The organism is Parafrankia sp. EUN1f (assembly GCF_000177675.1).
Lineage (GTDB): Bacteria > Actinomycetota > Actinomycetes > Frankiales > Frankiaceae > Parafrankia.
The window spans coordinates 1-13,598 of record NZ_ADGX01000203.1; the positions used below are offsets into that span (position 1 = coordinate 1).

A 13,598-nucleotide genomic window follows, 5' to 3' on the forward strand; every position below is an offset into this window, starting at 1 on the left:
GTCAGGCGTGGATGGCCCGGCGGTCGTCGCTGGACAGGTCGATCGCGATCTTCCGCGGCTTGGCCTTCTCGGCGACGGGAATCCGCAGGGTCAGCACGCCGGCGTGGTAGCTGGCGGTGATCTTCTCCGTGTCCAGGTTGTCGCCCAGGATCAACTGGCGGCTGAACACCCCGCGGGGCCGCTCGGCGACCAGGACCTCGCGGTCCCCGTTCAACGCCGGCCGTTCCGCCCGGACGGTGAGCACGTTGCGTTCGACGTCCAGATCCACGGTGGCCGGGTCCACTCCGGGCAGATCGAACTCCGCCACGAACTCCTCGCCCTCGCGCCACGCGTCGATCGGCATCCCGGTCGGCCGGGCCGCCGTGCCCAAGGCGCCGAACACCTGCTGGCTGAGCCGATCCAGCTCCCGGAACGGGTCGGTGCGCACCAACATCGGAACTCCACCTCCACGATCACGATCCTGTAGACCAGAGCGTTAGGTCATCCACTTATCTGTGGTGGCTGGCCTAGATTTTTATATAGCACCGGTGGCAGACTGAGGCAAGTCCCCGTCCGGCCGTCCGGGCGGAGTCCTGGAGGCGCCCCGTGAGCTCGTCCGATGTCGACCCGACCCAGGGGGTGTACGGCATCTCGGTGGCCGCCGATCTGGTCGGCATGGACCCGCAGAGCCTGCGCCTGTACGAGCGGCGCGGTCTGCTGGAGCCGGCCCGCACCGGCGGCGGGACCCGCCGCTACAGCAGCGACGACCTGGCCCGGCTGCAACGGATCGGGTATCTGCTCGCGGCCGGGTTGAACCTCGCCGGGATCGCCAAGGTGCTCGAACTGGAGACCGAGAACGCCCGGCTGCGCGCCGACCTCGAACGGACACAGGCCGCGGACGTGGCGCCGACTCCTCAGCCGGCCCGCCGTCGAAGCACGGGCTGAGACAGGAAGACCACGTCCGAGCGCGACAACCTGGGCCGGTCCGTGTCGCATGGAAGAGGGATGGAGCCGAAGCCGGCAAGATGCACCGGGTGGTGAGCGGCGCGGCGCGCCGGGTCCTGGGCTGGCACCGCTGCCGGCTTGATGATCCGGAACGTAGCGGTGCGGGTGCGGGAGGCCTATCCGGATGACAGAAGCTGTTGCGGATCGTGCGGCCGTCGGGTCAGTGGGGCTTCTGGCGTCGGGTGCAGGTGGTCCTGCTCTCGCCGCGTGGGGGTGCCGCCAACCAAGGTTGGCGGCACCCCCACGCGGAACTCCAAGACCGGCAGCGGCGGATCGGGATGAGCCATCATCCGATCACGCTCCACCTGGGCGCCGGCGCTGCCCCGGCGTATGCACCAGGATCCGACGGGCCATCCTCAAACGGGTGCGGCGGCACCGTCAGATGGTCGCCCGCCGCTCCTTGGGAGTCAGCCGGTTGGGACGGGGCGTTCGGTCTGGCCGCTGGCGGTGGTCATGGTCCACAGCGTGGGGCATTTCTCGGCTGCTTCGCACAGGTCAAGGAGCAGGTCTCGGGCGGTCTGCACGGTGAGGGCGTCCAGTCGCATTCGGCGCCGGAGGCGTAGGCGGCTGGTGCCGGAGAGCCGGCTGAAGGCGTCGATGAGCCAGGCGGAGTGGACCTGGGCAGCAGCGATCTGCAGGCGTGGCCCGGTGGGGTCGGGGCTGTCGACGACGACGTCGTAGCCGTGGAGCGTCGTCAGCTCGTGGGCGAGCCTGGCGGCGTGGAGCTGCCAGTTCGCCATCGCCACCACCACGTTCGGTGAGGGAATGGTGAGGCTGACCTCGAAGGCCGGGTCGTAGAAGTCGAAGAACGCCAGGATCGACGGTGCCTTCGACCAGGTTCCCAGCCGCTTCGGCCAACGGCCGGGCCAGTAGGCGACTCCGACCGAGGCGCGTGCCCATTCGCTCGGTCGGCTGACCGAGGTGCTGACCCCGGCGAACTGCATGCCTTTCGATGTTGGGATCGAGTAGTCGATCCTCTCTGCCTGTAACACGGCGGTGAAGCTGTCGAAGAACAGCCGTAGCTGGGGGTAGAGCTGTCCGATCGCGGTTCGCTGCGCTGTGGCCACCTGCTCGAAGGCGGCCAGGTCCAGGTGTTGGAACACCTCGCGTACCTCCCGGCTTTCCATGAACCTCAGGGCGTCGCCGGCCAGGCGCCGTTCGTGGGGAGCCAGCCCGTCGGCGGTGTCGATGCAGGTGGCGATCCGGTGCCAGGGCAGCCAGCGGAACCGCCCCTCACCGGCGTCCGGCACCAGCTGACGGACGGACCGCTCCGCCCGCTCCAGGTCCGCTGTGGGTGGGATCGCGCCGACGGTCACGGCCACGACCACCGGATCCGGCCAACCGCGAGCCGCGGTGACCGCGCGCAGCGCGGCGAACTGGGCGGCAAGCTGGTGCAGCGGCTCACTGCCGGCCGGCTCGTCGGCGGGGTAGAGCGAGAACGGGGATGTGTACTTCGCCTCGAACACGACCACCGTCGTCCCGACGGTCACCACCACGTCCGGCTCGACCCGCATCCCCGGTAGCTGAGGCACCTGGTAACTCGGCCACAGGTCAACCCGCGCGCGGTCCAACGTCTCCGGATCGACCTGCACGCCGACGGCGACAAGGACCGCCCCGAGCACCCGCCGATAGGGCAAGTAGCGGATCGCGCCGAACACCGCGTCGGTCAGCGCGTCCTCGGAACGGTCTGACGCTGTCCCAGCGGAGGGATCGAGCTTGCCGGCCAGGATCGCGAGCATCGCCCCAGTATGACCGCGTCGATCTTGGCCCTGCCGACAAGGGCTGGTAGTCAAGGCATCGACGGGCGTCGGGATCTCTGGCCAGCTCGAGGTGGAAGGCTCACCCGGCGCGGCGCCAACATCACCAAAGCGACACTACATACATGCACGGCTACAAAAGTGCAGGTAGGGCGCATGTGGGGTAATGGTTCGTGTCGGCCGGGGTAGCTGAACCCCCACGCCCCACAGGGGCAGGCCAGAGACCATATTGATCTCGTTGGGTTGTGTCCGAGGGGGGAGTGGACCCGTACGCCTATCCTCCGCAGCTCGATGAGCTGGCGGTTTGACGGGACCAGCTGGAGCCGTCGGCGACCCGCCGGTCCGTCCCGCCCTAGGTGTAGCGCTGCGCGATCTGTGCTCGAAGCGCGAGGAACTGCGCGGTCTTCGCGTGGCGTACCAGCCGCTCGAGCTCAGCACGCTCGGCTTCGGACAATACAAGCTTTCGGTGACCTTCGAACGGCCGGACGGAGCGGCGTCGTCCAGACCGGCCAGCCGGTCCCGGGCGAACCACCGCTTCCGCCGGACCGCCCTCCGTAACGACATCCGGACCAGCGCGGCGACCTGCACCTTCGACAGGCCTTCCGCCGACGCCAACACGATCCGGGCCTGCTCGGCCACCCGCCGATCAACACTGTCAGCTCGCAGGACTGCCAGCTCGCAGGACCAGCCCGACCGCTCAACCTCGGACAGCGCGATCCGCACGCGCGGGGCATAACGTACATTCCAGCCGGACTACCAATAACCTGCGAAATTTCTGGCGCAGACATTCGCGCGGCGGCCAAGGTGTGGGTCCGCTGATTGCTGCGATCCGCGCGGTCGTGCCTGGCAGGATTGGTCGTGGGGCAACCGGGCACCTTCAAGTTCATGAGCGCAGGTAGCCTGAACCCAGGAGATCGACCTTTAAATCGACTCGGTGAACGACCGATCAAGGACCCACCGAACGGGAATCGGATCAACGATCCACTGGTAAGGGTTCCGCTCGGGGCCTGGCCACGCGAGGATTCGATCAAAAATCGAGCGGAAACAGGCGTGCGTCAATCGGTAGCGCGCACCATACGTAACGTCATCGTTGGCCTCGGGCGATGGCGGCGCCGCGCCGGTGACCGGTCATTTCTGCTCGGCCATAAGGACAAGCATCATCCGCAGATGATCAGCGAAGTGACTAGAGGGGAGCGTGAAGAGGCAACTATCTGGCCTAATCCTGGGGAGTCATTTCAAAAGGGAATTTTCGCCACCACTTACCTGTATGTCGGAAGTTCCGAGGGCGCGGATCGTCACGGTATCCATGCATGGGAACCCGGAAAGGCGCTCGAGGCGGTACGGGAGTCGATGCGGCGCGAAGTTCTGGAGCAACCCATCGTCGTCGTGGTGGGAGATCGACCTGATGATCTCGAGTCGGCGGGATTTTTGGAGGCCGGAGCCATCATTGCGGTAGATGATGAGGTGGTGTACCCGGGAATCTTTTCAACTATCAATTCCGGTGCTATTGAGGTGTAATTATGGGCAGTTCCGGGCGCGCGCAGATCGTTAATGACTCGATGCCTTCTGTGGATTCTGGATTTCCTGCCCCACGGATACTAGAACTCAGTCGGTTCGCGAAACCCATTAGTATACGTGACCAGATTCTCCGGGCAAGCACTGTCGCCCGTGCGGTTCCGTCAGACTGGCTGGACGGAGAAGTAGTCGTCATCGGGGCGGGCGTCGCAGGGCTTGTCTTCGCCTCCTGTGTCCTGGAACAGGCTGAACGGGCACGGGTTACAGTCATTGAACGTGAGCCGAACGCCGTATATCGGCAAGCCAAGGCATCTTCCCGGAGTATCGATCCATTCCAGTATGATTGGCCGGCGCCACACTGGAATATTGATCCTGAATCGATCAAGTTTCCAATGGCTCCCATCCGTCAACGCGCCGATGAGTTTGCCAAACTGTGGCGAAGGTCGTTGATACGCTTGCATAGCCGGTACGGAAGTCGGTTGGAAGTCAGGTATTTGCAAGAATTTCTTGGAGCTTCTCCTCGGGTGGATGGCAAGATTATAGCGTTTATCAAGAATATGGGAGAAGTGTCCGGTGTCGATAGAAGAGGGGAGTTGGAGGCTGATCTCCTAGTGCTTGCCCGAGGAAGCGGTGCTGAATTCAACTGCGTCCACCAGGGGCACGGGGGAAGCTTTCCCGGAGTTTTGCGGCGTGGTGAGGAGAAAGATCCGGCGAATCACTTCGTGGGTCGTACCTTTTGGGAGTATGACAATCTTCATCAGCTCAAAGGGAAGCGAATATATATATCCGGCGGTGGCGACGGTGCACTTCAAGACTTCATTCGGGCGACCGCCGGGGTGCTGTGTGCGGGTGATGTGATCTCTGCGCTTCCAGTGGAGGTGCAGAACTTTCTTCAATCCTCTCTTCAGGGTGAGTGTCTGCATTACGATCGCCTGTGGGCCAGCGGTCGTGCTGACGACTTCAGCAGGGCAGTCGACCACTTGGAGTATAGGATGCAGACGCTCATCGAAATGATCCCTGATTTTGGAGAGCTTGATTCTATCCTACGGAGAAGAAGAAATGAGGTGGTTATTGGTCATCCAGGCTGCATGTTCTCGCCCTGCTATCATATCAATCGCATCGCGGCTCTTCTCGTTCTTCATCGCTCGAAGTCGGCGCGTCGAGGCGGGACCAGGACGTCTCGACTGCGTCACGTCAAATTGCGTGACGTGAGGTCGGACGGAATGGGTCATGTCTGCCGGCATTCGGGTCGAGAGTGCAGTAGGTTTAGGCACAAGGTGGTGGTTGATCAATTGTCCGAATCGGCCAAGCCCGGCCTCTGGCACGGCTGGCATGGTGAGAGTCGGAGGATGAAAAGATCTGACTTCGACCGGATCATCATCCGACATGGTAACTCCTTTTCGGCGAATGAGAATGAGACCAGCCGGGAGATCCGTCAGCTGCTTCCCTACTGCCAGGACCTCCCTCAGGACGAGGAGGCGAAGTTCGAGAAGGAGTTCTGGCGACTCCAGCCCGGCTATGCGTTGGGTGCCGGCTAGCGTCCCGGATCGTTGATCTGTGTGCAGATTGGATGGGCTGGCACTGGGCCCAGCGCGGATCCGATTGAGTTGTCCCCGCTGAGCGTGTGGCGCTGGAGGGCTGGGCTCGGCGTCCCAAGACCGCGCGGTAGAGCTGTCAGACGACTACGTGAACGCCGAGCCGTCCATGGGGCCGATGGCGAGGGCAGCAGTCCTACGGCGCAGCCCTAACCGGGCAGCTGCTGACGACTGACGTCATGTCCGAGGTCAACCGGCCCGACCGCGCCGCGTGTCGCCGTGCTTCCTAGAACGAAGCAGCGCGCCCGACGAACTCCAACGCGTCAGCCTCCGGTGCCCCGAATCGGTGATCAAGACCAAGAGACCCGTACAACTCGTGCGGGGTGGGGGGAGTCGTGTGGACCACGGCCGGCGTGTCGATTTCAGTATGGCCGACCGGCGGCCGATCACGTCGCCCATCGACCCTGGCCCTGCTCCGCGTAAATGTAACACCGGTGCTGGTTAGGCGCTTTGATAGTCAACGATGTTGACGTGCCGCCGATCCCAAAAATGATCAAGAGTTCCAGGGGTGATGGCGATCAGGGACGGGCGGATCTGTCGTTCGCCTTGGAGGTCCGCCTCCGGCGGACCTCCCTATGTGCCGGTGTCGACCGGGTGACCACGGCGGTGCGTGGCAGGTTGGGGTCAGCGCTTCGGGGCCGCGCTCTGATCGGCCCGCTGGGCGTGGTCGTGGTGCGGGCACGATGACGGCGAGGCTCGGCCGCCATCGTGCGTTCGTGGTCGGTGGCTGCGGCGACGGTGGCCGGTGGTCGTCAGGATGCTGGTGAGCGCTCCGATGATCAGCTGGATGGTCGGGCAGGGCTCGCGGCGTGGTCGAGGGTCTGTAGGACGTCGTGGATGCCGGTGACGAGAGTGGTCTCGTTCGGGTGGTCGCGGAGCAGACGGTGGCATCCGGCGCTCAGTGCGCTCGTGACGGGGCCGGGGACGACCAGCAGGGGTTTGCCCAGTTCCCGGGCGTGCCGTGCGGTGTTCAGCGTGCCGCCTCGTTGGGCGGCTTCGACGATCACGGTGGCTTTGGTGAGCGCGGCGATGAGCCTGTTGCGGGCGAGGAGCCGGTGGCGGCCGGGCAGGCATCCTGGGGGTGCCTCGCTGACGAGCGCGCCATGGTGGGCGATGTCGTGGAAGAGGTCGGCGTGGGCAGCGGGGTAGGGAATGTCGACGCCGCCGGCGAGGACGGCGATGGTCTCGCCGCCGGCGGCGAGGGCTCCGCGGTGCGCCGCGGCGTCGATGCCGAAGGCGCCGCCGGACACCACGGACCAGCCCCGCTCGGCGAGTGCGGAGCCGAGGTCGGAGGCGACGTGGCTGCCGTAGGCGGTTGCGGCACGCGCCCCGACGACGGCGATGGCCCGGGCGGTGCTGGGAAGGCGAGCGGTGCCGCGGACCCAGAGTGCCAGGGGTGCCCGCAGCGTGGGCTGACTTCGGCTGTCGGCGAGGAGGTCGAGGACGTGGAAGGCCGGGGGCCATTCGGGGTCGCCGGGGCAGAGTAGACGTCCGCCGATCTGTTCGATCTTCGTGAGGTCGTGGTGAGGGTCGACGTCGGGGTGCTCGTGGCGTAGGTGCTGCCAGAGGTCGACCGCTCCCTGGCGGCGGAGCAGCATGGCGGCGCGTTCGTCGTCCGGGCCGATCACTCGGTACAGGGCGGCCCGGGCGAGCCTTTCGGGATTGTCGGGGGTGTTGATGTGCTTGGGGGCGGGGGACGGGCCCAAAGCGGTCACGATGGCTCCTTGCTGTTTGGCTGGCCTTGTCGGCCGGTGCGAATTCGGACGAACGAGAAAGGCTCTGCCCGCGGATTTCTCTCGCGGGCAGAGCCTTCGTGCGCTATCTGGCGGCGGTCAGTCCGGCGGTGAACTGCTCGACGCGGTCGCGTTCCGGTCGGAATTCGATGCTGGCGGCGATGAGGTCGATGCCGGCGCGGGGTCTGCCGGTCTCCCGGTCGTTCCAGATGTTGGGCTGCACATCGGCGACGCGGATGATGAGCCAGTCGGCGATGTTCAGGGAGGCGTCGCGAACCTGTTCGGCGAGGCGGTCGTACGCCTTGACCGTGAAGTAGCGCATCTTTCCTTCCCGGACTCCTTCGGAGGTGATCTGGTCGGGGAGGCGCAGGCCCAGGGGAATGGAGGCCCAGATTCCGGAGCGGCTCCGGAGATCTCTGATGTGGACGCGCTGGCTGACGAATCCGGCGACGGTGCAGTCGATCATTCCGTGCATGGTGGCCTCCTCGGGTGGGGGAGGGGCTGGCCGTCGGTGGCGGCCTGGTCTGGTTTCCCTTCCCGGCGTTTTCGGTCGATGGCGCCGGGCGATGGGCCGTGTCAGGCCGGGCGGCCGGCAAAGGCAAGATGTTCCACGGTCCGGGGACGCGGCCGGGTAGCGAAAGGCGTTGTCGGGCCGTGGAAGATCTCTGACCGGCCGGAGGAGAGCCCGGTTGACACGGCCCTTTCCGCCTGGCGGACGCTGACCGAGCCGGGAGGGAATACCCGGATCCGGGTTGCCCGCGTTCTGGGCCCTTCCCGCTGAGGGAGATTCACCCGGCGGGAGACGACGTGACACGCGATTCGTCGCAGGTCCGGTCGGAGGGCAGCGCCGCCCAGAGCCACTGAGGCGTTCCCGATAGCTCGGCGCGGGCGGCGCAGAGTCAGGAACCGGGATGGACGCTGTTCAGTTCGTGGGCGAGGTCGACCTGGTCGATACCGGGGCGGTCGAGTCCGGCGAGGTCGGCGAGGGTCCACGCGATGCGCAGGATGCGGGTGGCCTCGGCCTGGCCGGCGTCGTTGGTGTTGGCGTCGGGCCGGGTGCGTTGCGCGGCTCGCACGACCGTGGTGGGCAGTGGCCAGAACCGTTCGAGGATGGGGCGGGGGAGCTGTGCGTTGCGTCGCCACGGGGTCCGTCGTAGCCGGGCGGCCATGGCTTCGCGTGCCTGGGCGACACGGGCGGCGACGACCGTGGTCGACTCCTGGGGGCATCCGTTCGGGCGCGATGGCATCCCGCCGGACTGGCTGTGGGGGATCGTGAGCCGCAGATCGCAGTGCGCCCTCATCTGTGCGGGGATCCGGGCCAGGTAGCGGTGCCGGGCCGAGGGAGCGCAGGCACAGTCGGAGGCGCCGACCCGGCACGGGCAGGGCCTGCTCGTGACGATGAGCTGGAAGTCCGCGGGCAGCGTCAGGGTGATCGTCGGGGTGGGGATCCGGATGTGGCCGAGGGCGAGTGGCTGTTCCAGTCCCTGTAGGACGCCGTGGGGGAGCTCGGGGCCGTCGGTGAGGAGCAGCAGCCCGTGGTGGGCCTGGCTGGCGATGCCCGGTCGGATCCGTGCGAGGGAGGTGCTGATGCCGATGTCGGCACCGATGCCGGTGCCGAACAGAGCCGCCGCGGTGGTGGTGTGGTGGGGCGCGAGCAGCGGCGGACGGCTGATCAGCGTCGGTCGGGGTGGCAGGCTGCCGGCCGCGGAGTGGATCGCGGTGACCTCGAGGGACTCCTGGCCCGTCAGGGGCGGACGCAGGCCGGCAACGGTTTCGGCGAGCATCCTTGCTGCGGTGGGCGTGCCGCCTGTGAGTAGCAGGTGGTGACCGCCCGCAGCGGCGATCTCGGCGGCCAGCCGGTAGCGGCGCCCGAGCGGCACATGGGCCGGGTTGACCGGGAGGTCGGTAGGGGCGGCGGGTGAGGGCCTGATGGTCGTCGGCTGTTCTTGGCCGCGCAGGTAACGGATCAGGGCGGCCAGGTCCGGGACGGCGTCGACGGTGATGTCGGACGCGAGGGCGGCTTCGGTGGCGTTCGCGGCTGGGACGGCGACCCGGGTCATGCCTGCGTCGGTGGCTGCGAGGACGGCGGTGAGCACACCTCGTCCGGGGCGCAGGCGCCCGTCGCTGTCGAGTTCGCCGATCAACGCCCGTTCGGCCAGCCCGTCCCGGGGAATGACGTCGGCGGCGGCGAGGATCGCGGTGGCGATCGGCAGGTCGAGTTGGGGTCCGGTTTTCGGGATGGTGGTGGGGAACAGGCCGACGGTGAGTTTCTGGTTCGGCCAGGGGATGCCCGAGTTGAACATGGCGGTGCGTATCCGGTCGGTGGTCTGCTGAGCCTGATCGTTGGGCAGTCCGATGATGGTGAGCCGGGGATCGTTGTGGTGGGGGTCGGCCTCGACGTCGATCGGGTAGCCCTGCGTCCCGGCGAGGACGATGGATCGGGTCCGTACGTGGGGCATCGCGGTGTCACCGAGCGTCGGGCGAGCTGGTCTGGGTGTCCGGCACCGCCGGGTCGGATGGGGCCGTCTGGTCGGGCGGGGCTTCCTGGTCGGATGGGTTCTGCCGCGGTGTGCCAACGGTGGCGTGCTCGATTTCGGCGAGGGGGTAGCCCCACGCGGCGAGCTGGGTGAGGTAGCCGCGCAGGGCCGGGGTGGGGCGCTGCCAGCTGTCGACGTTCGCTGCGGAGTGCTCGAAGGCGCCGAGGATGAGGGCGAGCGCCAGGTTCTGAGCTCGCTGCTCACCGGCGTGGGCGATCAGTTCGTCCAGGCGGGTGAGACTGAGCGGGTCGGTGGGGGTGCCGAGCAGAAGCCGGGCGGTGGGGTGGTGCTGGTCGAGGGCGCGGCCCAGGTTGGGGTGGGCGGCGGCGAGCTGTTGGGTGATGAACCGGCCGGTTCCCTTCGGCGAGGTGCGCCGGCCGAGGAAGGCCCGCAGCCAGTCGCGGCGAACGACGGTGGCCGACTGCCACGCCCGGCTGTTGTCGAGGATCTCCTGCTGCCGCTTCTCGACCTCTGCCAACCGCGTGTCCTGCGTCGGCGGGGCGTCGGCGGGCGGTTCAGCGGAGCCGCCGAGCTGTGTGGCGACCTCCTCCGGTGCTGTGCTGAGGTCGTCGGTGCCATTGGCCTGCGGGGCGTTTTCCGCGGGGGTGCCGGTGGCTGGTGGCCTGTCGGTGTCGGTGTCGGTGTCGGTGCCGGTGCCGGTGCCGATGGCACGGCTCGGGATGTCGTCCCGGGTGTTCTGGGCCTCGCCGGTGGGCGCGGCGGCATAGCGGTGGACGTGGCCGTGGACGGCGGGGTTCGTGCAGACGTATTCGGGCAGGTAGGCGACCTGGAACGGTCCGCCGGTGAGGTTGTACTCCTGGACCAGGTAGGCGGCGTGCCCGGGGCAGTCGCGGTGCGTCTCGGGGGTGAGCGGTATCTGGTCGTGGTCGAGCAGGGACAGCCGGCAGGCAGGGGCGGTGGGGGCGGGCCGATCGATGATCCGCACCCGGCGGCGGCGCAGCTCGTCCAGGGCACGGTTGCGGGCCTGCTGGTCCGCGCGGCGGTCGCGCAGCCGTTGGGCGATGTGATCGAAGCCGCCGGTGCTGGAAGCGGCGATCAGGGCGGCGACGGCGTCCGGGTCGTCGGTGAACTCGGCGATGACCTCCGCCTGGAACAGGTCGATCCCGTGCTCGATGACCGCGTCCCGGGCAGCAGAGGACCCCGCCACGGTGAGCGCGGCGTCGACGTGTCGGCGGGGCGCGTGAAGGCGTCGGGCGATCTTCGTCGGGGTCAGGCCGAACACGGCGAGCTGGCCGACCGCGTGGACCTGGTCGTTGGTGCTCAGCGCGGCCCGATGTTCGTTCTCGGCCCACTGGGTGAGGACTCGGTCGATTCCGGCGGCGTCGCCGTCGGCGTCATCGCCGATGACGAGCACCGGCACGGTGGCGAGCCCCACGTGTACGGCGGCGCGGGTCCTGCGCCCGCCGTGGCGCACCCGGATGCCGTCCGGGGCGCGCACGGCGATGATCGGGATGATGACGCCGTGGTCACGGATGGAGCCCACGAACCGGGCGTCCAGGTCGGCGTCGGAGCGGATGTTCCGGTCCAGCAGCAGGCTGGACGGGTCCAGGTGGCTGATCTGCAGGCCGGGTGTCGAGGTAGTCACGGCGTTGTCACTCCTTGAATCTGGGATGTCGAGGGGCGGATCGGGCCGGGCCGTCCGGACCCGCGGATGGCAGGCCCGGACGGCGCGGAAGACGGGTCAGACGCGAGCGGCGATTTCGAGGACACGCAGGGCCTGGGCTTCCATCCCGTGGGAGACGTCGGCGTCCGGTATGGCCTGCGCGGCGCTCGTCACGGCGTGCAGCAGCCCACCGGCGGTAAGATCGCCGCCCTTGACGAAGTGCCGCAGGATGAGGGCCTGCTGCTCGGCGGTGTAATGCAGCTGCCTGCTGACGATCTCGACGGTGCCGGCCGGGTCGTCCACGGGAACAAGGGCGCCTCGCGCACGACGGTGAGCTGGCGTTCGACGTAGTCGACGGTGAGGAACGCGGCGACGGAATCTCGGACCTTGGCGGTCACCAGCGCCAACGCCTTGCGCTGGGTGTCCCTCGACCAGGAGACGGTCCCTTCCTCCAGCCGGGCGCCGAGGTGGACCTGGCGCATCGCGTCCCGGGCGATCGTCAGGCCGTTGTTGCAGACCTGCACGACGAGACGCGGGGTGATGGAGAACGCGCCGGCCCCGACCTCGGAGTTCGTCAGCACGAATCCGGCCCACACGACCGGGTTGTCCGCGCCCCGCTCGCCGGTGAACGGCGAGCGATAGTCCCGCAGCAGCGCCGGTGTCAGGACACGGACTGAGTCGCTGCGGACCCGGACGTGCATGTGCCGGTCGGTGAGGTCCGCACCGTCGATCGTGGTCTGCGCGCCGGCGTCCCGGATGCCGGCGAGCGTCGCGAGGAGCACGTCGAGGTTGTCAACCGGCCTGTACTTGTCACTGAGGACCGCGCGGACGATCCCGCCGTCCTGACCGCGGCGTAGGACCCGCAGCAGGAACCGCCGGTCCCGGTTGTCCGGGCGGAGCCTGTCAATCCCGATGAGACATCAGGCTGCCTGGTTCGTGGGTAGCGCCTCCCCGGTCTCGATGATCGCTGGGGGCTGGTTGATCCACGCCTTGGTCGGGAGCGTGGGCGGGGTCGGTCTGGTAGGGGTGTGCAGAGCTATACCCGAATGCCTGTGCTCGTTGTTGTAGTAGCGGAAGGACAGGTCGCAGAAAACGCGGGCGTCCTGGAGGGATCCGAAACGCCCAGGGAAAGCGGGACAGTACTTGAGTGTCTTGAAGTTCGCTTCACTATAGGGATTATCGTTGGAGACATGCCGACGGGAATGGCTCTGGTCGATGTTCAGATAGGCCAGAAGGGCGGCGACCGGCTGGGACGTCATCGAGGTCCCACGGTCGGCGTGAACGGCGTTCGGTCGCACCCCGCCGTTCGCGGCGACGGCGTGTTCGATGAAGGCCTTCGCGAGTTCCCCGTTCTCGGTGGGATGTACCTCGAAGTGAATGGCTTTGCGGGAGAAGATGTCGAGGATGACGTACAGGTCGAAGTACACGCCGCGGACGGGTCCGGCGAGTTTTGTGATATCCCAGCTCCAGATTTCGTTGGGTCTGGTAGCGAGTAGTTCCGGTTTCTTTCGGGCGGGGTGGGCGGCCTGTGCCCGCCGCTCGACGGTCTGGGCTCGGGCCCGCAGCAGCCGGTACATGGTGGACACGCTGGCCAGGTAGACACCCTCGTCGAGCAGGGTCGCCCAGACCTGGGCGGCGGACTTGTCGACGAACCGGTCGCTGTTGAGGAGTTCCAGGAGCCGTTCACGTTCGGTGTCGTCGAGCGCTGCCGGGTGGACGGCCGGGGTCCGTGACCGGGCGTTTCTGTGGATTGTGCGGGGCGACGGCCGGCGGTACATTGTCGCCCGTGACAGCCCGAGCAGGTCGCGAGGCGACCTTGAACGAGGTCAAGGGTGCCAGCGAGGTGAACGCCT

General features: G+C 67.4%; 11 protein-coding genes. 3 read left to right on the forward strand and 8 right to left on the reverse strand.

Going from position 1 to position 13,598, the window contains the following annotated elements; translation table 11 throughout:
• Position 1 precedes the first annotated feature (1 nt).
• Positions 2-433 (reverse strand): Hsp20/alpha crystallin family protein, encoded by a 432-nt coding sequence (locus FREUN1FDRAFT_RS34620; protein WP_006545033.1) that lies wholly within the window; start codon positions 431-433, stop codon positions 2-4.
• A gap of 152 nt (positions 434-585) precedes the next feature.
• Between FREUN1FDRAFT_RS34620 and FREUN1FDRAFT_RS34625 the strand changes: the two genes are divergently transcribed.
• Entirely contained in the window at positions 586-924 is a 339-nt protein-coding gene (locus tag FREUN1FDRAFT_RS34625) for a helix-turn-helix transcriptional regulator (RefSeq protein ID WP_006545034.1), read from the forward strand.
• Between the two features lie 467 nt (positions 925-1,391).
• On the opposite strand, the gene FREUN1FDRAFT_RS34630 is transcribed toward FREUN1FDRAFT_RS34625, so the two are convergent.
• On the reverse strand, positions 1,392-2,723 hold the full coding sequence (locus FREUN1FDRAFT_RS34630; RefSeq protein WP_006545035.1) for a hypothetical protein: 1,332 nt from the start codon (positions 2,721-2,723) through the stop codon (positions 1,392-1,394).
• An 876-nt stretch (positions 2,724-3,599) separates the two neighbouring features.
• On the opposite strand from FREUN1FDRAFT_RS34630, the gene FREUN1FDRAFT_RS44550 reads away from it, so the two are divergent.
• Positions 3,600-4,259 carry a hypothetical protein gene (locus tag FREUN1FDRAFT_RS44550; RefSeq protein WP_006545036.1) on the forward strand — a complete coding sequence of 220 codons (660 nt, stop codon included), beginning with the start codon at positions 3,600-3,602 and terminating at the stop codon, positions 4,257-4,259.
• 521 nt (positions 4,260-4,780) lie between these two features.
• Positions 4,781-5,794 (forward strand): hypothetical protein, encoded by a 1,014-nt coding sequence (locus tag FREUN1FDRAFT_RS44555; protein ID WP_157475734.1) that lies wholly within the window; start codon positions 4,781-4,783, stop codon positions 5,792-5,794.
• An 836-nt stretch (positions 5,795-6,630) separates the two neighbouring features.
• On the opposite strand, the gene dprA is transcribed toward FREUN1FDRAFT_RS44555, so the two are convergent.
• From dprA to FREUN1FDRAFT_RS34670, 6 genes are all read right to left on the reverse strand, one after another.
• The gene (gene dprA / locus FREUN1FDRAFT_RS34645; protein ID WP_006545038.1) at positions 6,631-7,566 is read right to left on the reverse strand and encodes a DNA-processing protein DprA; all 936 of its coding nucleotides are present in this window, start codon (positions 7,564-7,566) and stop codon (positions 6,631-6,633) included.
• Positions 7,567-7,669: 103 nt separating this feature from the next.
• Positions 7,670-8,059, reverse strand: coding sequence for a hypothetical protein (locus tag FREUN1FDRAFT_RS34650; RefSeq protein ID WP_006545039.1), 390 nt, complete (start codon positions 8,057-8,059; stop codon positions 7,670-7,672).
• Positions 8,060-8,483: 424 nt separating this feature from the next.
• Positions 8,484-10,043, reverse strand: a complete 1,560-nt coding sequence (locus tag FREUN1FDRAFT_RS34655; protein ID WP_006545040.1) for a YifB family Mg chelatase-like AAA ATPase — start codon at positions 10,041-10,043, stop codon at positions 8,484-8,486.
• 7 nt (positions 10,044-10,050) lie between these two features.
• Entirely contained in the window at positions 10,051-11,727 is a 1,677-nt protein-coding gene (locus FREUN1FDRAFT_RS34660; protein ID WP_006545041.1) for a ParB N-terminal domain-containing protein, read from the reverse strand.
• A gap of 188 nt (positions 11,728-11,915) precedes the next feature.
• Positions 11,916-12,527: a hypothetical protein gene (locus tag FREUN1FDRAFT_RS34665; protein WP_006545042.1), complete on the reverse strand. Its 612-nt coding sequence runs from the start codon at positions 12,525-12,527 to the stop codon at positions 11,916-11,918.
• A gap of 138 nt (positions 12,528-12,665) precedes the next feature.
• Complete coding sequence (locus FREUN1FDRAFT_RS34670; protein WP_006545043.1) at positions 12,666-13,523, reverse strand: IS3 family transposase; 858 nt, start codon at positions 13,521-13,523, stop codon at positions 12,666-12,668.
• Positions 13,524-13,598 lie beyond the last annotated feature (75 nt).

Bases quoted from the DNA above. Each gene is read 5' to 3' on its own strand.
- FREUN1FDRAFT_RS34650 (WP_006545039.1), bottom strand. From the start codon at position 8,059: ATGCACGGAATGATCGACTGCACCGTCGCCGGATTCGTCAGCCAGCGC.
- FREUN1FDRAFT_RS34630 (WP_006545035.1), bottom strand. From the start codon at position 2,723: ATGCTCGCGATCCTGGCCGGCAAGCTCGATCCCTCCGCTGGGACAGCG.
- FREUN1FDRAFT_RS34620 (WP_006545033.1), bottom strand. From the start codon at position 433: ATGTTGGTGCGCACCGACCCGTTCCGGGAGCTGGATCGGCTCAGCCAG.
- FREUN1FDRAFT_RS34655 (WP_006545040.1), bottom strand. From the start codon at position 10,043: ATGCCCCACGTACGGACCCGATCCATCGTCCTCGCCGGGACGCAGGGC.
- FREUN1FDRAFT_RS34670 (WP_006545043.1), bottom strand. From the start codon at position 13,523: ATGTACCGCCGGCCGTCGCCCCGCACAATCCACAGAAACGCCCGGTCA.